Origin of the sequence: Paenibacillus sp. J31TS4 (genome assembly GCF_018403265.1) — a bacterium.
Lineage (GTDB): Bacteria > Bacillota > Bacilli > Paenibacillales > NBRC-103111 > J31TS4.
Genome location: NZ_BOSI01000001.1, coordinates 2059535 through 2081178, shown reverse-complemented (window position 1 = coordinate 2081178; position 21644 = coordinate 2059535). Strand labels below are relative to the sequence as shown.

General features: G+C 60.7%; 15 protein-coding genes. 11 read left to right on the top strand and 4 right to left on the bottom strand.

Annotated features, from left to right (window positions below):
* Positions 1-51: 51 nt before the first annotated feature.
* The 10 genes from KJS47_RS09795 to KJS47_RS09750 all read left to right on the top strand — a co-directional run bounded on the left by KJS47_RS09795 (position 52) and on the right by KJS47_RS09750 (position 12201).
* The gene (locus tag KJS47_RS09795; RefSeq protein WP_249716217.1) at positions 52-705 is read left to right on the top strand and encodes a 3D domain-containing protein; all 654 of its coding nucleotides are present in this window, start codon (positions 52-54) and stop codon (positions 703-705) included.
* Positions 706-873: 168 nt separating this feature from the next.
* The gene (locus KJS47_RS09790) at positions 874-1284 is read left to right on the top strand and encodes a YugN family protein (RefSeq protein ID WP_213524699.1); all 411 of its coding nucleotides are present in this window, start codon (positions 874-876) and stop codon (positions 1282-1284) included.
* A gap of 139 nt (positions 1285-1423) precedes the next feature.
* Positions 1424-3019 (top strand): S1C family serine protease, encoded by a 1596-nt coding sequence (locus KJS47_RS09785; protein ID WP_213524698.1) that lies wholly within the window; start codon positions 1424-1426, stop codon positions 3017-3019.
* Positions 3020-3145: 126 nt separating this feature from the next.
* Positions 3146-3835, top strand: a complete 690-nt coding sequence (locus KJS47_RS09780) for a response regulator transcription factor (protein WP_213524697.1) — start codon at positions 3146-3148, stop codon at positions 3833-3835.
* 1 nt (position 3836) lies between these two features.
* On the top strand, positions 3837-5471 hold the full coding sequence (locus tag KJS47_RS09775) for a sensor histidine kinase (RefSeq protein ID WP_213524696.1): 1635 nt from the start codon (positions 3837-3839) through the stop codon (positions 5469-5471).
* A 39-nt stretch (positions 5472-5510) separates the two neighbouring features.
* Entirely contained in the window at positions 5511-6467 is a 957-nt protein-coding gene (locus tag KJS47_RS09770) for a 4-hydroxy-3-methylbut-2-enyl diphosphate reductase (protein WP_213524695.1), read from the top strand.
* Positions 6468-6899: 432 nt separating this feature from the next.
* Positions 6900-7445 (top strand): DUF2062 domain-containing protein, encoded by a 546-nt coding sequence (locus KJS47_RS09765; protein ID WP_213524694.1) that lies wholly within the window; start codon positions 6900-6902, stop codon positions 7443-7445.
* Positions 7446-7749: 304 nt separating this feature from the next.
* The gene (gene aroF, locus KJS47_RS09760) at positions 7750-8808 is read left to right on the top strand and encodes a 3-deoxy-7-phosphoheptulonate synthase (RefSeq protein WP_213524693.1); all 1059 of its coding nucleotides are present in this window, start codon (positions 7750-7752) and stop codon (positions 8806-8808) included.
* A gap of 238 nt (positions 8809-9046) precedes the next feature.
* The gene (gene glnA, locus KJS47_RS09755; RefSeq protein ID WP_213524692.1) at positions 9047-10471 is read left to right on the top strand and encodes a type I glutamate--ammonia ligase; all 1425 of its coding nucleotides are present in this window, start codon (positions 9047-9049) and stop codon (positions 10469-10471) included.
* A gap of 194 nt (positions 10472-10665) precedes the next feature.
* Complete coding sequence (locus KJS47_RS09750; protein ID WP_213524691.1) at positions 10666-12201, top strand: MDR family MFS transporter; 1536 nt, start codon at positions 10666-10668, stop codon at positions 12199-12201.
* A 202-nt stretch (positions 12202-12403) separates the two neighbouring features.
* Here the strand turns inward: KJS47_RS09750 and KJS47_RS09745 are convergent, their stop codons facing one another.
* Both KJS47_RS09745 and thpR read right to left on the bottom strand, forming a co-directional pair.
* Complete coding sequence (locus KJS47_RS09745; RefSeq protein WP_213524690.1) at positions 12404-13279, bottom strand: metallophosphoesterase; 876 nt, start codon at positions 13277-13279, stop codon at positions 12404-12406.
* Between the two features lie 260 nt (positions 13280-13539).
* Positions 13540-14190, bottom strand: coding sequence for an RNA 2',3'-cyclic phosphodiesterase (gene thpR, locus KJS47_RS09740; RefSeq protein ID WP_213524689.1), 651 nt, complete (start codon positions 14188-14190; stop codon positions 13540-13542).
* 120 nt (positions 14191-14310) lie between these two features.
* On the opposite strand from thpR, the gene serC reads away from it, so the two are divergent.
* Entirely contained in the window at positions 14311-15399 is a 1089-nt protein-coding gene (gene serC, locus KJS47_RS09735; protein WP_213524688.1) for a 3-phosphoserine/phosphohydroxythreonine transaminase, read from the top strand.
* A 380-nt stretch (positions 15400-15779) separates the two neighbouring features.
* Here the strand turns inward: serC and KJS47_RS09730 are convergent, their stop codons facing one another.
* Together KJS47_RS09730 and KJS47_RS09725 are read right to left on the bottom strand one after the other, a co-directional pair.
* On the bottom strand, positions 15780-19931 hold the full coding sequence (locus KJS47_RS09730) for a carbohydrate binding domain-containing protein (protein ID WP_213524687.1): 4152 nt from the start codon (positions 19929-19931) through the stop codon (positions 15780-15782).
* 278 nt (positions 19932-20209) lie between these two features.
* Positions 20210-21583, bottom strand: a complete 1374-nt coding sequence (locus tag KJS47_RS09725; protein WP_213524686.1) for an extracellular solute-binding protein — start codon at positions 21581-21583, stop codon at positions 20210-20212.
* Positions 21584-21644 lie beyond the last annotated feature (61 nt).

The following is a 21644-nucleotide window of genomic DNA, read 5'->3' as shown; positions in this document are numbered from 1 at the left end:
AATAAAGCACGGCAACTTGGACATCCTCCTTTGCATAGGGAGGGTGTCCAAATGTTTTCTACAGCGTTCCGCAGAACATGCGCGTATGGGTTCGCCTTGCTTCTCGTCCTCGCGTTCACGGCCGCTCCGGCCATGAGCGAGAGAGAAGGGACGGAGGCCGTCTCGCAGGGCCGGCCTGATGCCGGAGCGGGGGCGGCGACGAAGGTCCGGACGAAGTCCGAGCCGGGGGGCCGTCAGTCCAGCCGTGAGGAACTGCAGGCCGTAGAAGCGCTACAGGGCTGGAAGCCCGGCGAATCGGCCGTCCTGGACGCGGTCGAGGTGGTCGCGACCGGCTATTATGCCGGCAAGGAATCGACCGGCAAGACGCCGGGCCATCCGGCATACGGCATCACGAAGTCGGGCGTCAAGGTGAGACGAGCGAACTTCTCGACCATCGCCGCCGATCCAAGCGTTTTTCCGATTGGGACCATCCTCGACATTCCGGGCTACGGCTACGGAGTCGTCGCGGACACGGGCAGCGCGATCAAAGGCCGCAAGATTGACCTGTACTTCGAGACAAAGGACAAGGTTTACTCCGAGTGGGGCAAGCGCAGCGTAACCGTCCGCGTGCTGCTGAGAGGCAGCGGCAAGGTGACGGAGGCGATGATGGACCTGCTCAACTCGTCCGAACGGGTCTCGACTGACGCGAAGCCGTCGCGAATGTAAAGCTTCATCGCAAAAAAGGACCGGGCTTCCGGTCCTTTTTTGCTGCCCGCTTTCCCGAGTTAGTCACGGTTTGAGCGGAGGGGCCTTTGGGTAAAATGTCATATATTGAGGGCTTGCCTTATCGGGCAAGCCTTTGTTCCATCCCATAACTGATAGGAGTGAGGACGAATGATTCCTTTGCAATCGCGATTGGAGAACCGGGAAGAAGCGTACATCAACCTGAGCAAGAGCCTGGCCGGCTATTCCTTCGGATTGGGGGGCAACTGGGACTACGACCGGGGCAGCTTCGACCGCCACTTGGACGAGGAGCAAAAGGTATGGCTGCGTATTCCGTTCATCGTGACGCACGGCACGTTTGACGGGGATACGCCGGAATCGGACGCCGTCATCCAGCTGGGCACGCCGTACGTGCTGAAGCATCTCTATAAGCAGGATCTGGACCAGGAAGCGAACGCCAACGTCGTCGGGGCGCTCGTCAACCAGTTCCAGGAGCCGGAGGACAAGGATGCGGAGATCGAGCCGCATTGGGTCGAGCAGGCGGAAGACGTGCTCCGTCAGGTGGAAACCGGACTCGGATAGCGTTTTTACCTGCGATTTAGCTAGTTTTAATGTTCCATTAAGGTTGCAGGTCCATTATGTAAGTACCAACCAGTACATGATGACGGGCGTGCGATCGGGGGATCGAACGGACGGCCGGGCATGGAGGAGGAGAAACGTAATGGAAGACAACAACAATAACAACAAGCGCAGCGAAGGCGGCCTCTTCGGCCGTCCGGATGAGGAGTCCCGGGAACAGTCTGAACGGGAAAACGAAGCGCAGGATCAAGCGATAGAGAACCGGCAGGACAAACCTTCTTACTACTATTCTTACGGCCCGTACAAATCCCAGCAGCCGGAGCCCTACAGCGGCGGCGAGCGGGAGAATGCGGCGGAGCCGACCGAGGTGGAGATGACGACGCCCCGCCCGGTGAAGCCGTACAGCGGGCCCGAGACGCGGCAGACGGTCCCTTCGGGCAGCTGGCAAGTGTCCCACAAGCCGAAGCGCGGCGGCCGGCTGAAGAGCGGCTTCGCTGCCTTCCTCGCCGGCGCGGTCGTGGTCGGTGGGCTCATGTTCGCCTCCGACAAGGCAAACCTGTTCACCCCGAACCAGGGCGCGTTGGAGGGGAGCAGCTCCAAGCCGTCGGCAGCGGCCAGCAGCAACGCGGCTGCCCAGAGCGCGGCCTGGGACATGAAGCGCCCGGACAACATCGCGGAGCTGGCGCAGACATCCGGTCCGGCGGTCGTCAAGGTGGAGACCTACGTGACGAAGCAGGCGGGACGCAGCTCGAACCCTCTCCTGAACGATCCGTTTTTCCGCCAGTTCTTTGGCGACGGAGGCGGCAATGGAGGCGGCGGAGGTGGCAATGGAGGTGGCGGCAGCAGCCAAGCGCCCAAGCAGGAAGCGGGCCTCGGCACCGGCTTTATCTTTGAAAAATCCGGCTACATTCTGACGAACGAGCACGTGGTCGACGGCGCGGACGAAATTCAGGTGACCGTGCAGGGCTACGACGAGCCGTTCAAAGCCAAGCTGCTCGGCAGCAGCTACGACCTTGACCTTGCGGTGTTGAAGATCGAGAACAGCAAGGACCTGCCGTACCTGCCGATGGCCAGCTCCAAGGACATCAGCGTCGGCGACTGGGTCGTCGCGATTGGCAACCCGTACGGCTTTGACCATACGGTAACGGTCGGCGTGCTGAGCGCCAAGGACCGGGAGATCTCCATCGACGACAGCAAAGGAACGCGTAACTACAAGAGCCTGCTGCAGACCGACGCGTCCATCAACCCCGGCAACTCGGGCGGTCCGCTCCTGAACCTGAACGGTGAGGTCGTCGGGATTAATACGGCAGTCAGCTCCGAGGCGCAGGGCATCGGCTTTGCGATCTCGACGGATACGGTGCAGAACGTCATCGATAACCTGAAGAACGGTGTGGAAATTCCGAAGGCGCCGACTCCGTTCATGGGCGTATCCCTCGCGGACATCAACCCGAACTATCTGAAGGATCTCGGCATTGACAGCGCGGAGGGAGCGATCGTCGCCGACGTGCAGATGGGCAGCCCTGCCTTCAAGGCCGGCGTCAAGCAGAACGACGTCATCCAGACGCTGAACGGAGAGAAGATCAAGAACTCCAGCGCCATCGTCAGCAAGGTGCAGGCGATGAAGGTCGGCGATAAGGTGAAGCTGGGTATCGTGCGCGACGGCAAAAAGATGGATATCGAGGTAACCATCGGCAACAAGAACGCCACGAGCCAGAATCAGCAGAACAGTAACCAATAATACCGCAAGTAGCGGATGGGAACGAAGCGGTCGGCAGGCGAGCCGGCCGCTTCTTGCGTGCAAAGAGCCGGAATGCTTTGTTACAATAGGGGAGAAGCCAACCGACCGATAGAGGGGGAAGCGGATTTGAGAGAAAAGATTATTGTTATCGACGACGACGAAAAAATTACCTCCATGCTGCGCCGCAGCCTGGTGTTTGAAGGATATTCGATCACGACGGCGAACGACGGACAGGAGGGACTGAAGCAGATTCTGAACCAGGATCCGGAACTCATCATCCTCGACGTCATGATGCCCAAGGTGGACGGCTGGGAGGTCTGCCGCCGGGTGCGCGAGAGCGGGCTCGATACGCCGATCCTGATGCTGACGGCCAAGGACGAGATCGCCGACCGGGTGAAGGGGCTGGATCTCGGAGCGGACGATTATCTCGTCAAGCCGTTCGCGCTCGAGGAGCTGCTGGCGCGCGTCCGGGTGCTGCTGCGCCGCCAGAGCGAGAGGAATCCGGCCGGGCATTCGCGGCTCGGCTTCGAAGATCTGATGATGGATCTCGATACGCGGGAAGTGCTGCGCGGCGGCAAGCGGATCGAACTCACAACCAAGGAATTCGACCTGCTGTACCTGTTCCTGCAGAATCCGAAGCGGGTGCTGTCCCGAGACGTCATCATGGACAAGATCTGGGGCTATGATTACAGCGGGGAATCCAACGTCCTGGAGGTCTACATCGCCCTGCTCCGCCAGAAGCTAGAGGAGCACGGCGGTCCCCGGATTATCCAGACCGTGCGCGGAGCGGGCTACGTGCTGAGAGGGGACAGCTAGCATGTCGATCCGCTCGCGTCTGACCTTGTGGTATTCCGGGGTGCTGGCGCTGACGCTGCTCCTGTTCGGAGTGGCGCTGTACTTTTTCTTGTACTTCCTCTATATGGACGGAGAAAAAGGCAAGCTGCAGGAGCAGGCCGAAAGCACGGTCTCCCGCATCCGGCAGGAAGTCTACCTCTCCCGGCAGTCCGGCGGCCCGGTCACCAAGCTGCAGCCGGACGATTCCGACCTGCGCAACAACAATACGTTCCTTCAGCTGACCGAGCTCAGCACCGGCTATGTGACGAGAAGCGACCTGCTGCTGCGGACCAAGCTGCGGTTCGCGCTATCCGACGCGGACCTCAAGACGGCCCAGCAGGGCAAGGTGCTGTTCCACCAGATCAAGCTGGGGGGCGTGGACATGCTCGTCTACCATCTGCCGATCATGACGGAGGACGGGCAGCTGGTTGCGATTCTCCAGGTGGGGACGTACATCGGCAACATCCTCAGCCTGTTCGACAAGCTGCGGCTGACACTGCTGCTCACGGCTCTTGCGGCCGTCCTGCTCGCCGCCACGCTCGGCTGGTTCCTGTCGCGCAAGGCGCTGCGCCCGATCGAGAATGTGACGGATGCGGCGGCCAGCATCCAGAACGGCGAGGATCTGAGCATGCGGATCGCCTACGACGGGCCGCAAGACGAGATTGGCCGGCTGACGGATACGATCAACAGCATGCTGGCGCGGCTGCAGATCGTCTATCAGGAGCTGGACGAAGCCTACCGGGCGCAGAGGCGGTTCGTCTCCGACGCCTCGCACGAGCTGAGGACGCCGCTGACGACGATCCGGGGCAATGTCGACCTGCTGGAAAAAATGTGGTCCCGGCTGCGGGACGACCGTGAGCCGGGGGACGAAGGACATATGGAGCTGTCGCTCGAGGCGATGCGCGACATTGCCGGAGAGGCCGCCCGCATGAGCCGCCTCGTCAATTCCCTCCTCTCGCTTGCCCGGGCGGACGCCGGCACCGTGATGGAGAAGACGCCGCTCGAGCTGAAGCCGGTCGTAGAGGAGGTCATCCGCAAGGCCAATCTGCTCCCCCGGAGCGCGGAATGGAGAACCGGCGATCTGTCGTTCCTGGACAGCGTCCGGATTCTGGCGAACCGCGATTATCTCCAGCAGCTGTTCTTCATCTTCATCGAGAACGCGTTCAAGTATACGCCGGACGGCTCGGTGACAATCGACGCGCTTCGGGCAAACGGCCTCGTCGGCATCCGAATTGCGGATACCGGCATCGGGATGAACAAGGAGGAGGTGCCGCATATCTTCGAGCGGTTCTACCGCGCGGACGAGTCGCGCGGCGTCACGCCAGGCACAGGGCTCGGCCTGTCCATCGCCAAGTGGATTCTCGACGAGCACGGCGGCTCCGTCGAGGTGACGACGCGGGAGCAGGAAGGAACGACGTTCCTCGTCTGGCTCCCGGTGTTCCAGCCCGATGCACTCCCGATGACGGCCGGCGAGCCGGAACGCGAAGCCCCGGCAAAGCTGGCACCTCCGGCGCGCGCTGGCCTCCGGGCGCCGAGCAATGGCGAGGCCGGCGGCAATGCGGACCGGAAGGAAGAAGAGGGCAGAGGCCCCGACGTATCGCCTTCCCGCGAAGAATGATATACTGGGAAGAAGACTGAACACGAATGGGTGAAGACAATGGATGTTATCAGAATTTCTCCCAGAGGATACTGTTACGGCGTGGTGGATGCGATGGTGCTGGCGCGGCAGACGGCGCGCAACCTCGATCTGCCCCGGCCGATCTATATACTGGGCATGATTGTACACAACAGCCACGTGACCGAAGCGTTTGAGGACGAAGGCATCATCACGCTTGAGGGCGAAAACCGTCTCGAGATTCTCGAGAAGGTGGACAAGGGAACGGTCATTTTCACGGCTCACGGCGTCTCGCCCGAGGTGCGCAGACGCGCGCGGGAGAAGGGGCTCACCGTCGTCGACGCGACCTGTCCCGACGTAACCAAGACGCATGATCTCATCCGCGAGAAGGCTGCGGAGGGCTACCGGATCATCTATATCGGCAAGAAGGGCCATCCCGAGCCGGAGGGAGCGATCGGCATCGCACCCGACCGGGTGCACCTGATTGAGAAGGAAGAAGAGATCGAGAAGCTCGACATCGACGACGAGAAGATCATCATCACCAACCAGACGACGATGAGCCAGTGGGACATCAAGCACATCATGAACCGGCTGCTGCAGAAATTCCCGCAGTCGGAGATTCACAACGAAATCTGCCTCGCGACCCAGGTGCGCCAGGAGGCGGTGGCCGAGCAGGCCAAGGATTGCGACCTACTCATCGTGGTCGGGGATCCGAAGAGCAACAACTCGAACCGTCTCGCGCAGGTATCCCGGGAGATCGCCGGAACGCCGGCCCACCGGATCGCCGACGTGACAGAGATCCAGACCGAGTGGCTGCAGGGCGTGAAGCGGGTAGGCGTCACTTCCGGAGCGTCTACGCCTACGCTGATCACTAAGGAAGTCATTCAATATCTGGAGCAGTTCGACTCGGAGAAGCCCGAGACGTGGGAGATCAAGAGAACGATCAACAAGAGCAAGGTGCTGCCGCCCGTTCGGACCAAGGCCGTTTCCGAGGCTTAACTAGCCACCCGGGGCGGGAAGAGGAAGAGCATAGAGTGCGTGTTAGAGGACGCGGCGTTCGGCGAAGGACTAGCTGGAATGCCCGCATAAACCGGCCGGCAGCGCCGTGCATTCGCTGGAACGCCCGTGTAAACCGGCCGGCAGCGCCGCGCATTCGCTGGAACGCTGCGTAAACCGGCCGGCAGTGCCGCGCATCAATCGGGAAGCCCGCAGGAGAATCCTGCGGGTTTTTCTGGCTGCGGACAAGGGCATGCTAGCAGTCAGCCTAGCCGGAGGCACATCAGCCGGTGTCCCTAACATAACAAAGGGGCGGCGAACAAGAAGTGGTTGATAGAGTATTTTGACGATTTGCGGTATAATGGCGAGAAGAAGCTGCAAACTGGCGGTCATTCGTCGAAGCTTTGGACATTATGGAGATTGGGATGAGAGCGAATGGCACAGGCAAATCGCGTCCTTGCAAACCCGAAACCGTGGCAGGCCCGGCTCGCCGGCATTCGCCGCTGGTTCACGCTTAAATATTTGCTGCTTCTTCGCGCCAAGGGCGGCCCGTCGATGGTGGCCAAAGGCTTCTCAATCGGACTGGCCATCGAGATGTTTACCCTGCCTACGTTCGGCGTGGCGTTCGTGTTGATTTTCCCGTTCGTGTATCTGCTGCGGGCGAGCCTGCCCGGTGCGCTGATCGGGTTCCTCTTCGGCAAGATCATCTACATTCCGATGGCATTCCTGAATCAGAAGGTCGGCCGGTTCGTCCTGCCCCGGCATATCGAGGACTACCTCTACTTTCTGCCGGATAAAGTGATCAAGCTGCTGGCGGCGGCTCTCGATCTCATTGTCGGGGGGATGATCGTCGGCGCCGTACTCGGACTGATCGCTTACTTTCCGCTGAGGCAGCTTCTGGCTCTGTACACCGCCAAACGAAAGGAAAGACGGCGTTTGCGGCATGCGGGCCACCATGCGCTTCCCCGTCAGGAGAGCTAGACGGCTGGCCTGCTGACTGAAGACCGGCCCTAACCGATACCAACAGAATCCCGATAAACAGGGGAGCCAGCCGGCTCCTTTTTTTGTTAGGGGAAGCCGCCTTTACGCCCGAGCAGCTCGGCTAGTGCTAGAGGGCGGGGGTCGGACAAAAGAAATATCGGTCTCCGCATTGACGAACCGTACATTTTTGGGTATAGTTACTTTAGTGATTAAAAGCGTATAAGCGTTGAAGTGCGAAACAGCTTGTTCTATGGCTAGGCAAGAGAAGGCTTCGGCCGATCCCACACAAGGAGAGTGTCTAATTATGATCGCCATTACTTCCGTTACGGTAACCGACGAACGCATCGCGGAGATCGTCCTATATATCGAGAAGCAGGGAGTCGCCGCCCACGTCTCCAAAGGAGAGGACCGTACGGTCATCGGCATTATCGGCAAAGCCGACCCGCAGCTCGCCGAGCATCTGCGGCAAATGGCCGGCATCGAGCAGGTAATCAAGATCTCCAAGTCGTATAAGCTCGCGAGCCGGGACTTCCATCCGGCCGATACCGTCATCCGGATCAAGGACGTGGCAATCGGCGGCGACGAGCTCGTCATCATGGGCGGGCCGTGCGCCGTCGAATCGCCCGAGCAGATCGACGAGATCGCGCGTCTCGTCAAGGCCGCCGGCGGTCAGGTGCTGCGGGGCGGAGCGTTCAAGCCGCGCACTGGCCCTTACAGCTTCCAGGGAGTCGGCGTAGAAGGCCTCGAGATGATGGCCGAAGCGGGACGCAAGCACGGCCTGCTGACGATCACCGAGGTCATGACGCCCGAATACGTCGACGTCTGCGCCGCCCATGCGGACATCCTGCAGGTGGGCACGCGCAACATGCAAAACTTCGACCTGCTGCGCAAGCTGGGCTCGATCCAGACGCCGGTACTCTTGAAGCGCGGCTTCAGCGCCACCTACGACGAGTTCCTGAACGCGGCCGAGTACATCCTGGCTGGCGGCAACCCGAACGTTATGCTGTGCGAGCGCGGCATCCGGACCTTCGAGTCGTATACCCGCAACACGCTCGACCTGGCGGCGATTCCGGTGCTCAAGCAGTTGAGCCACCTGCCGGTCATCTCGGACCCGAGCCACGGCACCGGTCGGCGCGAGCTGGTTGAGCCGATGACCAAGGCGTCGGTGGCGGCCGGAGCGGACGGACTCATTATCGAGATGCATACCGATCCGGACAACTCGATGACCGGTGACGGGGTCCAGTCTCTGTTCCCCGATCAGTTCGCCCGTCTGCTGAGCGACCTTGAGAAGCTGGCCCCACTGTGCGGCAAGCGGTTCGAAACGAGCAAGGAGCCGGTGCTGGCCGGTTCTTGGAAGCTGTAAGACTGCGGCTGGAGCCGGCAGGGTGACAAAAGAAGCCCCTCGTAGGAGGGGCTTCTTTTATGTTTCCGTGGGCACGAACCATCCGGGTGTAACAATATCTAACATGAGCAACGAAAATACCTGACACGAGTATTGACGCTCCAAATCTACAGGCTTATAATACTGACAAGGAGTTCGTAAAACTTGAACATTCAAATATCAATTCTAATATATTGTTCGGAAATTGGGGGATAACAGCATGTCAGTGGAAAGCGTATTGAGCACTATCAAGGAAAAGAACATCGAGTGGGTGGATTTCCGTTTCGTCGATCTCGTTGGGCGCGCCCATCACATTTCCCTGCCCGCAAGCGAAGTGGAGGAAGAGACGTTCCAGAACGGCGTCGCTTTTGACGGATCGTCCATCGCCGGATTCCGCGGCATCGAAGAATCGGATATGGTCATGATGCCGGATTCCGAATCCTGCTTCGTCGACCCGTTCACCGCTCACCCGACGCTCGTGATCATGTGCGATATCTATACGCCGGACGGCGAACGGTATGAGCGCGATCCCCGCGGCATCGCCCAGAAAGCGGAAGAGTATCTCCAAACGGCCGGTATCGGGACCACTGCCTTTTTCGCCCCGGAATCCGAATTCTTCATCTTCGACGACGTCCGTTACGAGAGCGGCGTGAACAAGTCCTACTATGAGGTCGACTCCGAGGAAGCGTTCTGGAATTCCGGCCGCAAGGAAGAGGGAGGCAATCTCGGCTTCAAGGTCCGCCAGAAGGGCGGCTACGTGCCGGTCGCTCCCGTCGACACGCAGCAGGACATCCGCTCGGAGATGTGCCGGCTCATGACAGAGGCGGGTCTGCGCATCGAGCGCCATCACCACGAAGTAGCGACGGCCGGACAGGGCGAGATCAACTTCCGCTTCGATACGCTGACCAAATCCGCCGACAATCTGATGACTTACAAATATATCATTCACAATACGGCCCGTCAGTACGGCAAAGTCGCCACATTCATGCCGAAGCCCCTGTTCGGCGACAACGGCAGCGGGATGCACGTTCACCAAAGCATTTTCAACGGCGATATCCCTCTCTTCTATGAGAAAGGCGGCTACGCCAATCTGAGCGAGACGGCGCTCTATTACATCGGAGGCATTCTCCACCACGCGCCGGCCCTGATCGCGCTTTCGAACCCGAGCACCAACTCCTTCAAGCGTCTCGTGCCGGGCTATGAGGCTCCGGTGAACCTCGTGTTCTCCAAAGGGAACCGCTCGGCCGCGGTCCGGATTCCGGTTGCCGCCGTGACGCCTAAGGGCTGCCGGATCGAATTCCGGACACCGGATTCGACCGCGAACCCGTACCTGGCCTTTGCCGCCATGCTGCTCGCGGGCCTCGACGGGATTAAGAACAAGATCAATCCGACTGAGCTGGGCTACGGTCCGCTCGACAAGAATATCTATGAGCTCTCCGATGCCGAAAAGCGCGAAATCCGCAGCGTCCCGGGCAGCCTGGACGAGGCGCTGGACGCCATGGAGAGCGACAGCGAGTTCCTGACGGCTGGCGGCGTGTTCACGCAGGACTTCATCGCCAATTATGTGGAGCTGAAGCGGTCCGAAGCCAAAGCGGTCAACATCCGCATTCATCCGCACGAGTACTCGCTCTACTTCGACTGCTGATTCACTGGCCGTATCCGATCGTTCCTCCTGACCCGGTGCCTTCTGGCCCCGGGCTTTTTTTCCCTGTTCTCGGCGGGCGGCCGTTAGCGGGCGGCGAGATTGGGCATGCTTGGAAAAGAACTGGAACGATCTTGTAATTTGGAGAGCCAGGATTATAATGAGGCAGTAACCCATTGACAGGAAAGGAGCCTCCTATGGGAACTAACGATAAGAATATCTCTTTTGTCGTCGCCGGCCTGCTGCTCGGCATCCTGATGTCGGCGATGGACAATACAATCGTGGCAACCGCGCTCGGCAGCATTGTCGCGGATTTGAAAGGGCTCGATCAATTCGTGTGGGTGACCTCTGCCTACATGGTGGCGGTTATGGCGGGCATGCCGATCTTCGGAAAGCTGTCGGACATGTATGGACGCAAACGGTTTTTCGTGTTCGGCCTGCTCATCTTCCTGCTAGGCTCCGCCCTGTGCGGCATTGCCCAGAGTATCGTGCAGCTCAGCATCTACCGGGCGATCCAGGGGATCGGCGGCGGTGCCCTGATGCCAATTGCCTTCACGATCGTCTTTGACATCTTCCCGCCGGAGAAGCGCGGCAAGATGACCGGCCTGCTCGGCGCCGTATTCGGGACCTCCAGTGTATTGGGGCCGCTGCTCGGCGCGTACATAACCGAGTACATGAGCTGGCACTGGATTTTCTACGTGAATGTGCCGATCGGTATCGTGTCTCTTTACTTTATTCTGCGGTATTACCGGGAATCGGCGGAGCACAAGAAGCAGAAGATCGACTGGAGCGGGGCGGTGACACTCGTGACCGCCGTCGTCTGCCTGATGTTCGCTCTGGAGCTCGGAGGTAAAAAATACGACTGGGCCTCGACACCCATCCTGTCGCTGTTCGCCGTCTTCGCCGTCGCGATCGTCGCGTTCCTGTTCGCCGAGACGCGAGCCGAGGAGCCTATTATCTCGTTCTGGATGTTCAAGCGCCGGCTGTTCGCGACTTCTCAGGTGCTGGCTCTTCTCTACGGGGCGACCTTCATCATCCTGACGGTCTACATTCCGATCTTCGTACAGGCGGTCTACGGCGGGTCCGCGATCAATGCGGGACTCATCCTGACGCCAATGATGCTCGGATCGGTGGCGGGAAGTGCCATCGGCGGGATTTTCCAGACCAAGACGTCGTTCCGCAGCCTGATGATCGTCTCCATTATCGCCTATGCGGCGGGAATGGCGCTGCTGGCCACGATGGGGCCGGAGACGGCGCGCTGGCTGCTGACCTTGTTCATGATTCTGGTCGGCTTCGGCGTCGGCTTCTCGTTCTCCCTGCTGCCGACGGCGAGCGTGCACAATATGGATCCCCGGTTCCGGGGGTCGGCCAACTCGACCAACGCGTTCTTCCGTTCGCTCGGCATGACGCTCGGCATCACGATCTTCGGCACGATCCAGACCAAACGGTTCCAGAGCCAGCTGGCCGAATCGTTCGCGGGCGTGCCGGGAGGGGCGGAAGGCGTCGCCTCGGTCACCAGCGATCCGCGCGGCCTGTTCGAGGCGTCGGCCCGGGCCAAGGTGCCGCCGCAGGTGCTGGATAAGATTGTCGACGCCATGTCGTCGTCGATTACGTTCAACTTCGCGCTGGCGCTCCTGCCGATCGCCATAGCGGTGGTGACTGTCTTCCTGATGGGCCGCGAGCGGATCCAGGCGGGAAGCCGGGGAGAATCGACTCCGTCCGCCCATCATTAAACCCAAAAACCGCCTTATCCGTGTCGACGGATAAGGCGGTTCGTGTTTGTCGAGATGCCGGTGCATCGTGGCAGTTGCGGGACGCGGCTCGACATAGCGGTGGCGTGGCTGCTGGAACGGCACGGCTGCCGGGGCGGCGCTTCCCACGTCAGCGCTGGCGAGCGTGAGGGGGCCTGCCGGAGCGGCCGCTTTCTGTGACAGGTCAGCCGCCGGATGGGGCATGGAGCGTGAACAGAGTCAGCTCGGGCCGGCAGAAGAACCGGTACGGCTGCATGCTCGTCCCGAGGCCGCGGTTCGTATACAGCTGGAGGCCGCCGGGTAGCTGGTAATGGCCCATCACGTATTTGCGGCCGAAGGGAGGCGGCGTCACGACCGGGCCGTAGAACGGGAGCCGAACCTGGCCGCCGTGGCTGTGGCCGGACAGCTGCAGGTCAATGCCGTGCCCGGCGGCCTGATCGGCGAGATCGGGCGCGTGCGACAGCAGCAGCCTGCATGCGTCCGCGGGAGTCGGGGCGAGCGCCTTGGCCAGCTGGGGCTTGCCCTCCCAGGCGTCCTCGACTCCAGCGATCCATAGGCGGGACGTGCCCCGCGTCAGAGGAACGGCGGCGTTGCGGAGGACGGTAAAGCCGCCTTCCGTGAGGACGTCCGCCGTCCGGTCTGCCGCATCGTAATAATCGTGGTTGCCCAGCACGGCAAGCTTGCCAAAGGGCGCCTTCAGCTGTTCGAGCGCCTGGCTGTGAGCGACCTCGTCGAAGAGCTTAGAGTCGAACAGGTCGCCGGTAAAGACGACGAGGTCCGGGCCCAGCTCGTTCATATGAGCGACTAGCCGCTGCAGCCGCTTGAGCGGAAAATGAAAGCCGAGATGGACGTCGCTGAACTGCAGAACCCGGAAGCCGGAGAAGGCGTCCGGGAGCCGTGGCAGTGTAAGCGGCACCCGCTTAATCTGAAGGAAGTAGGGCTCCGTGAACCGGGCATATAGATAGGCAGCCGGAGGAGCCGTCAGCAGAGCGGCAAGAAGGCTGCGCCCCTTCTGCAGAAATTGTCTTCGCGTCAGCTTCGCTTCCGATTCCGGTAGCATGGTGTTTTCTCCTCCTTCCTCCCTGGAGCCTGAGGTCTCGACTGAGATTGTTTCAAACCTCAGGAGCCTGCGGGCTCAACTGGGATTGTATCAGACGGCCGGCCGCCGTGTCACGCCAGCAGGCAAGCAGGCAGCCCGAGAAGAGGGGGATTCACCTATAGAAAAAGGAAGATGGAAACAAGGCAAGGGAGCTCCCCCAAATGCCGGTGCGGTACATGGTGCCGGCTGGAATCCGAACGAGCCGGCCGGGGTCGGCATGCTCAGCCCCCGATCGGCATCCGGGCGAGCGGCTGGTACATCGGCTCGCGGCCGCCGCGGCTTTCGTACAAAATCAGCTCCGCAGCCTGCCACTCGCTCTCCTCGAGAGGAGGCAGGGACGCTTCGGCCCGGCGGGCGTCGAACGGTTCGGTGCCGCGGTACTTGCGGGCTAACGTGATGTGGGGCTTGTACGGCCGCTCCTCGGGCACATACCCGAAGGGGATCATCGCTTCCACAACGCGCCGGTACAGCGCCTCGAGAGGGGCCAGCTCGCCCTGCACGCCGGTCCACAGAATCTGGGGGGACGAGGATTTGCCGAACGCGCCGAGAGAGCTGAGCTTCAGGCCGAACGGTCCCTGCGCGGCGGCGGCCTCCGCAAGCTTGGCGCGAATGGCATCCACCCGCTGGAGCGGGGTAGCGCCGAGATACTGGACCGTGATGTGGTAGTCGTCCCGGTAGACCCATTTGGCGAATGGGACGGTCTCCCGCAGCCGTTCGCAGCGCCGGGCGAGTATCTCCTTGAGCGTATCGGGCAGCGGGACGGCGATGAACAGGCGGGCGGACGGGCCTTCGGCGGCATGCGGGCCGGCGGCGGACCTACCGTCCGGACAGGCTGCGAGAGGGCGGGCAAGGGTAGAATTCAGGCGGTGCACGTGGGTTCCTCCTTGTCTGCCGGCGGGCTGCGCCGGCTGTCGCTATTGTCTTTTTTTCTTGAAGGGCTGGGGGAATCTTGTTATCATTACGATATCATAGAAAGAGAAGGTGTGGATCCAGTGACCAAACGTGCGTACAACTTCAATGCCGGCCCGGCCGCGCTGCCGCTCGAAGTGCTGCAGCGGGCGCAGGAGCAGTTCGTCGATTTCAACGGAATCGGCATGTCCATTATGGAAATCTCCCATCGCAGCAAGGAGTACGAGCAGGTCAATGACGAGACTCAGGAGCTGGTCAAGGAACTGCTCGGTCTGCCGGAAGGCTACAAGGTCCTATTCCTACAAGGGGGCGCCAGCACGCAGTTTACGATGGTGCCGATGAACCTGCTCGGAGAGGGCAAGACGGGCTGCTATGTCATGACCGGAACCTGGGCCGAGAAGGCCTATAAGGAAGCCAAGATGCTCGGCTCCGCCACGATCGCCGCTTCCTCCCGGGAAGAAGGGCTGCTCAACATGCCGTCGCTGGCCGGACTGTCTCTGCCGGAGAACGCCGCCTATCTGCACCTGACCTCGAACGAAACGATTGCGGGAACCGAGTTCACCGAATTCCCGGATACGGGCAGCGTCCCGCTTATTGGGGACATGTCGAGCGACATCATGTCCAGACAGTTTGATGCTTCCCGATTCTCGCTTATTTATGCCGGTGCGCAGAAGAATCTCGGTCCGTCCGGGGTTACACTCGTCATCGTCAAGGAGGATCTCCTGAAGGATGCGCCAAAGACGATCCCGACGATGTTCCGGTATTCGACTTATACCGAGAACAACTCGCTGTACAACACCCCGCCGGTCTACTCCGTCTATATGATGAATCTCGTCCTCCAGTGGGTCCGCGACCATGGCGGTCTCGCCGAGATGGAGAAGCTCAACCGCGTCAAGACCGATCTGATCTACCAAACGATCGACACGAGCGGCGGCTTCTATCAGGGGCTGGCCGAGACGGACAGCCGCTCGCGCATGAACATCACGTTCAAGCTGCAGGATGAAGAGCTGGAGAAAGCCTTTATCCGCGAAGCGGAGAAGAACGGCTTTGTCGGCCTGAAGGGCCACCGGAGCGTGGGCCATCTGCGGGCTTCGACATACAACGCCGTGCCATACGAGAGCTGCAAGGCGCTCGCCGAGTTCATGGCCGAGTTCCAGCGCACGAACGGGTAATAGCCGCGCCGGAAACGGCAAACGGTTAGCCCGGCCGACCCCGGAAGAGAGCAGACGCAGAGCGACCTTGCTTAGCCGGGGTTGCGGGTGTAAGCTGCCGCTGGTTCGGCGTCCGCTGCTCTCTCTTCTCTCATAGCGTTGCACGAAAGCACCCTTTCGTTCATTTGGTTCCTTTCACGGGAACCCGGATGGAAGGGGGCTTTTTTGGGTGTGGAGCTGAGGTGCCGCGCAAAAAAACCAAAAAACAAGCTGAGACCGGCTGAATCCGGAATCAGCTTGTTTTGCGTTAGAGAGCTTACTTGCTCCTATTGGGCAGATAGGGCATAGGGTCCGCCAACCCCACGCCTTCGGCGCGGGTGGCTGTGGAACGAGGAACTTGCTTACTTGCCGTTTGGATTCCCCGGTTTTCCAGGGGGGTTCCCCGGATTGGGATTGCCTGGTTTCCCGGGCGGATTCCCTGGGTTGGGGTTCCCTGGATTAGGCTCTCCCGGATTCCCTGGAAACCCCGGATGAGGGTTCCCAGGAGTTCCGGGATGTGGATTCCCTGGATTGGGATTTCCTAGATTAGGCTCTCCCGGATTCCCTGGGAACCCTGGATGTGGATTCCCTGGATTGGGATTCCCCGGATGAGGATTGCCCGGATCTGGGCCGCCGGCCGACGTAACCTTTACCGAAGCCGTTGCTTCGAAGCCATTATAGGCGGCTTTCACGACGGCCGTTCCTTCTGCGGCGCCAGTTATCGTCAGATCGCTGATGGTGACCACGCCTGCCGGCTCTGCCGTCAGCGTGACGCCTTCCGTCAACGGTCTCCGCTCCTCCGCATCCGAGCCAATAGACTTGTAGACGCCGTAGACGGCGGCGGTGATGCTCGTTCCCTTCATTATCTCCTGCGGGAGCTCGAGCCCGATGGCGTTCAGAACCATGCCTGGAACCGTCACCGGAATTTGTACACTTTGTCCTCCATACTGTGCGGTCAAAGTCACCTGACCGGGAGCGAGTCCAGTTACCATCGTACCTTCGATCCGGACAATCCCCTCCTGATCGGCGGTCAGCACCACCCCTTCCGCGAGGTCCTGCGCGATTGGGCCGTTCACCGCTTTGAGCACGACCGGTGCGCTTTGGCCGACGGCCAGCGACTCGGGGGCGGAGGATACCTCGAGGGCGGTTAACGGATGCACGGTCACCAGGGGCAGCGTCATGGCCGAGCTGCGGCCGTAGCCTTCTCTGCTCGCGTAGACGGTGTATTGATTGGCGCCCGCAGCGGGAGCCGGGATGGTCACAAGTACCGGCGTCTCGCCGGCGCCGGCGGCCGTCGCGACGATGCGGTCATTTTCTTTGACGACGATAGACGCATCGCGGGAAGCGGTGGCGACGAACGTGACATCGCTGCCTTCCTTCACGTTGGACAGCGGAGCAGCCAGCACTTTTGCGGTAATCATGTCCTGAGGCGCGACGACCGTGGACAAGGTTACATTATCATAATAAGCATTGGCGACGTAAGGAGCGCTGCTGATCAGCTTGATGCCGATATACTTGGCTCCTGCCGGTGCTTTGTTGCTGAAGGATACCGTGTCCCACTGCTTAAGCGGGGCCGTCGCCTCCATGCTCATCGTCGTGCCGGAGACAGGGGTCATCTCCTTCCTCGCGCTGTCGTAGTAGCGGATCTGCAGATACGGCCGGTTGGAGCTGCGTCCCGGCGGGACTGCGTCCCGGTAGATGTCGGCTGCGATCGTGTAAGTCGCTCCGGCCGCGATCGGAATGAGCTCGCCGTCGAGAGCGACCGGCAGACTGGTGTCGTTGTCGTACAGATAGAGGCTGCCTGCTCCTTCCTTGACCACTTTATCGGACGGACGAATGATCATGTTGCTGTTGAACGTATGCGGGTCCCGGATCGTCCAGTGCGGAATGGAGCCGTCGGCGCCTATCGTTTCGAAGCCGGCATTCGGTACTTCCAACTGCTGCACGACGTTGCCGGTCGGCTCCGGATCGCCGGGCGTCAGGCGGAATACGCGCACTTGATCGTAATACGCCTCAGTCAGCCAGGTTTGGGAGCAGAACAGGACTACGCGGGCGGATACGGCCCCCGCGGGAGCGACCGAGCTGAAAGAAGCCGTCTTCCATTCGTTCACAGGTCCCGTATGATAGTTGGCAGGTGCCGGCGAGAGGCGGATTTCATTCCCTTCCGCGTCGTAATACTTGAGCGCCGCAATCGTCCGGCCGGAAGCCAGGAAGATATCCGACTGAACGGTGTACTCGAGGCCGGGCTCTACGGAGAACGGGATCGAGCGGACTCCGACCTCAGCCGAGGCCGACGTGTCGGTAATTTTCAAGCTGGCGGTGCCGTCCTTAGCCTTCTCGCGGGTGATGGCATAATCGGCCGCTTCGGTCCGCGCGCCGAACGTCTCCCAGCCAGGGATTGTGCCGTCACCGTTCACCTGCTCGAAGCTGCCGTTCAGGAGCGGGATCTCTACGTTCGTATAGACGGGAGGCTGCTCCTTCTTGACCTTGATCCGCTTCAGCATGGACGCTTCGTTGTAGTAAATATTGCCGTCGGGTCCGAGCGCCATCTGGTTCGTCTTGGTTCCCGGAATGACCGTGTGCGCCATCGTCCGCGGGTCGATGACGACGAGCTTGCCGCCGAGCGTCGTGTAGAGGATGCCTTCCTGGTCCCACTGGAGCTTAACTGGGGTCCAGATGTGGTCAAACACCCAATCGGTCTGCACGATTTCCTTTTGCTTGACGACTTTGTAGGTGACCGGATCGATGGCGAAGATCGTCCCGTACGCGGCACCCCACAAGAGGCCGTCGGGACCGAAGCTGAGCCCCCCGATCGCCTTGGCTTTGATGCCGTTCGCCAGCTCGAGCTCCGGGGTGAAGGAGGAGATCAGCTGCTTCTTGGCGACATCCCAGACGAACATCTTGGCTTCGGAGGCGGTGGGCGTAATGTCGAGACCTCCCCAGACGGTCGTCGAGCCGTACAGCTTGCCGTCGCGGTAAGCGAGGCCCATGATGCTCTGATCCGGGATGAGGTTGTAGTAGGACTCCCACGAAGTGCCGTCATAGATGGACAGGGAGCCGCCCAGCTTGCCGATCTTCGGAATCGTGCCGACGAAGAGCTTGCCGTCCCCCGTTGCGAGCGCGAAGGGGCGGTCCTGGCTGTCCTCGATCTGATGGATCTTGCGGGGGTTGGCGCCCTGCACGATCGGCTTCGTCGTATCGAGCTCATGAATAACGGCCGCCGGATACTCGCCGAAGATGACCTTGTCGCCCCAGGCGATCATCCCCTCGGCCTGCCCCATGTTGAACAATTCCTTCTCGGCTGTCTCGATATTGTACCGGGCTCCGTAGACGCCCTGGTAGCCCGTCGTGTAGAGCAGCCGATCGGGACCGAAGATGAGCGACTGGATCGAAACGGCGGTGCCGGAGACGATAGGCTGGAGCGTCTTGACCTTCTTCGTCTCAAAGTTGGTGTAGATGACTTGGCCGCCGAACATGACGGTCACAAGCGACTCCCCTGGCATCTCGGGATCGTTCATATCGATCCAGGCGCTGTTCCGGAGATACGTCGTATAGGGAATGCCGGTGGAGGTGATCTCCTCGGTCTCCAGATCGAACGATTTGAACTCGCCCGCGGCGGAGAAGTAGACCTTGCCGTCATGCTCGGGAGAAACGAACATGCCGCGGTAATCGAGCACCATCTTATCCGTCAGAAACTGCTGCTTCTCCAAATCGTAGATGAGGAGCGACAGCGGAGCAGAGCTGAGCTGAATGAACAGATAGTCCCGGACGATGTTCATCGTATAAACCATAGGCGGATGCTCGTTGTCGAAGACGTCGTTCTTCGGCAGAGGAATCCCGGTTTTTTGGCCGGTGGCCGGGTTCATCTTGTAAAGCGCCCCGATCGAGCCTTCGCCGACGTAGAGCTCGCCCTTATAGTACTCGATCGTCTTGGCGTACCCCGCGCCCGGCGTGTACGGTTCATAGTTCGTGATGGAGCGGGTGGAAGGGTCGTACTTGAAAACCTTGCCGGTCGGGTATGCTCCGCCGTAGACGACGTCGTTCTCGTCGACCGTCAGGTTGTAGAGAGTGCCGGCACCGGGAACGGCGCCCAGCGACGTTACCTGCTTGGCGGCAGGCGAATAGACGAATAGCCGCGGTCCGGAGGCAATATAGACATTGCCCTTGGAATCGAGGATGTGCCCCCAGGACTGGCCGCCGCCTGCCAGGGAAAACTCCCTCAGCAGCTTATAGCTCTTCAGGTCAATCACACTGAAGATGGCGGGGTCGGAGGAGGTGCCGGTGACCGTCGTATAGAGAACGTCCCTGCCGTCCTCTACTCCGTATTCGCTGTGCAGCGTGTTAGGAGTTGTGACCATCGTGCCCAGCTCCTCCGGCGCGTCGAAGGAGCGAGGGACGGATGCTGCCGCCTCGGCGCGGGCGGGCAGGAGGGGCAGGGCGACCGTCACCGCGATCGCGGCGGCCGCGAGTATAGCCAGCGGCTTCCTGCTTTTTCTGATAACGCTTTCAAACATGACGACTTTCGACCTCATTTCTTGTGGAGTGGGGGTCTTCTTCTCCGCTAAGGTCCTTATCTGGTTCAGCAATGCAAAAAGGACCACGAAGAAAAGAGAGCCTCTTCGCTTTCTGGTCTAAATGTAGTTCATATTTCAAGGTCATCCTAACACAGCCTCCAAAAGTCCGTCAACCGGAATTTGGAAGCGTTCTCTCTTATTCCTGCCCTTGTGCTCAGGTGTCCTCAAGCGCTAAGGGTGGCACCCATCCCAGTGTGCCGAACAAAAAAGCAGGAGGGCTAACCCTCCTGCAGCAGCTGGTGATTGAATAGGGCGATGAGCCCGTCGTCCTCGACAAACCGGGAGAAGTATTGCTCCAGGCAGGTGCCCAGCACTTCCACCTCCCGCATCGTCAGCTGGAGATCGCGATGCGTCGCATAGTTCGGGATCAATTCGCGGTGCAGCTCGAGCCGGGCCGGCTTGTCGGGCAGCTCGCACGCCACCGTCTCGGTCACCCACTTGCTCGCGGGGAGGCTGAATGACTGGTGCCGGATGGACGCCTGCGCCTCCTCGGAGACGAGAAAATCGGAGAAGAGGACGGCTGCTTCCTTGCTCCGGGAAGCGGCGCTTACGGCGATGCCGGTCGAAAGCAGCAGCGTCCGCTGGTTGTCCGTCCGGGGGACCTGCGCGATGTCGTAGGGAAACCCGGCACCGACCAGCTGATTCAGCCGGTAGTAGGTGGTCAGGATGACCGAAACCTTTTGCTCGAGAAACAGCTTCTCGGCGTCCTGGTACGTGAACGACATCGCGAGTGGGAACAATCCGTCCTTGTGCATCAGCTCCCTCAGGAAGCGGATGCCCCTCATCATTCCCTCGCCGGCGGGAACGACGGCCCCCGTCCGGTCCCGAACGAACCGGGCGCCGCACTGCAAGAGAAACAGCGGCCACCGGTTCGTCGAGGACAGATGGAAATAGAGACCGAACCGGTTCAGCCCGGTTAGCCGGCTCAGCGCCCCGCGCAGATCCTGCCAGGTCCAGCCCCCGTCCGGCTCGAGAACGCGGCGGCTCGCAAAATGCTCCTTGTTGTAGCAGAGGATGACAGGCGAAAAAATAAGCGGCCTGACGCGCAGTCTCGCTTCTTCGTCGGAGAAGAGGGAGGTCAGGAAAGGATAGGTGTCGGACTCGGGCGTGAACGGCTCGAGCAGTCCGAGCATCCCCTCCTCCTTGAAATGGAGGTAATCGGTATAGTTCATCGTCGCGGCATCGACGACGCCCATCTCAAGCAGCTGCCGGATGTGATCGGCATGCGCATACGGGAGGGTCATCGTCTCTACGCGGATGAGGGGATGCTTCTCACGGAACTTCTCCAGCAGCCGGTCCAGCGGCAGCTCGTCCTGCATCGAGGGATAGAGGCCGATGCGGATGACGGTCTGCGCCGAGGGGGCCGTCACCTGGTTGCCGACGCGCGGAATTTTGAGCAGGAGTCCTTCGTTCACGAGCTTCTCCAGAACGAGCCGGACGGAGTTCTTGCTCAGCTGGAATTCCGCCGCGAGAGCCGTCTCCGCGGGGAGAAACTCGCCCGGCTTGTAATCGCCCCGCGCGATTTGGCCGCGTACGGTCGTGAGCAGCTCGTTGGATCGGCTTTGGAAAGTTTTGCGGTCAGTCTTGGCCATAGGCGGCGATTCTCCCTTGCTTCCTTGCATAGTCGTCGTCCTGCCGCCTGCCGCTTCAAGA

What these genes read in the sequence shown, in the direction of transcription:
- KJS47_RS09795 (WP_249716217.1), top strand. Translation starts at nt 52, where the DNA reads ATGTTTTCTACAGCGTTCCGCAGAACATGCGCGTATGGGTTCGCCTTG.
- KJS47_RS09790 (WP_213524699.1), top strand. Translation starts at nt 874, where the DNA reads ATGATTCCTTTGCAATCGCGATTGGAGAACCGGGAAGAAGCGTACATC.
- KJS47_RS09785 (WP_213524698.1), top strand. Translation starts at nt 1,424, where the DNA reads ATGGAAGACAACAACAATAACAACAAGCGCAGCGAAGGCGGCCTCTTC.
- KJS47_RS09775 (WP_213524696.1), top strand. Translation starts at nt 3,837, where the DNA reads ATGTCGATCCGCTCGCGTCTGACCTTGTGGTATTCCGGGGTGCTGGCG.
- KJS47_RS09770 (WP_213524695.1), top strand. Translation starts at nt 5,511, where the DNA reads ATGGATGTTATCAGAATTTCTCCCAGAGGATACTGTTACGGCGTGGTG.
- KJS47_RS09765 (WP_213524694.1), top strand. Translation starts at nt 6,900, where the DNA reads ATGGCACAGGCAAATCGCGTCCTTGCAAACCCGAAACCGTGGCAGGCC.
- aroF (WP_213524693.1), top strand. Translation starts at nt 7,750, where the DNA reads ATGATCGCCATTACTTCCGTTACGGTAACCGACGAACGCATCGCGGAG.
- glnA (WP_213524692.1), top strand. Translation starts at nt 9,047, where the DNA reads ATGTCAGTGGAAAGCGTATTGAGCACTATCAAGGAAAAGAACATCGAG.
- KJS47_RS09750 (WP_213524691.1), top strand. Translation starts at nt 10,666, where the DNA reads ATGGGAACTAACGATAAGAATATCTCTTTTGTCGTCGCCGGCCTGCTG.
- KJS47_RS09745 (WP_213524690.1), bottom strand. Translation starts at nt 13,279, where the DNA reads ATGCTACCGGAATCGGAAGCGAAGCTGACGCGAAGACAATTTCTGCAG.
- KJS47_RS09730 (WP_213524687.1), bottom strand. Translation starts at nt 19,931, where the DNA reads ATGTTTGAAAGCGTTATCAGAAAAAGCAGGAAGCCGCTGGCTATACTC.
- KJS47_RS09725 (WP_213524686.1), bottom strand. Translation starts at nt 21,583, where the DNA reads ATGGCCAAGACTGACCGCAAAACTTTCCAAAGCCGATCCAACGAGCTG.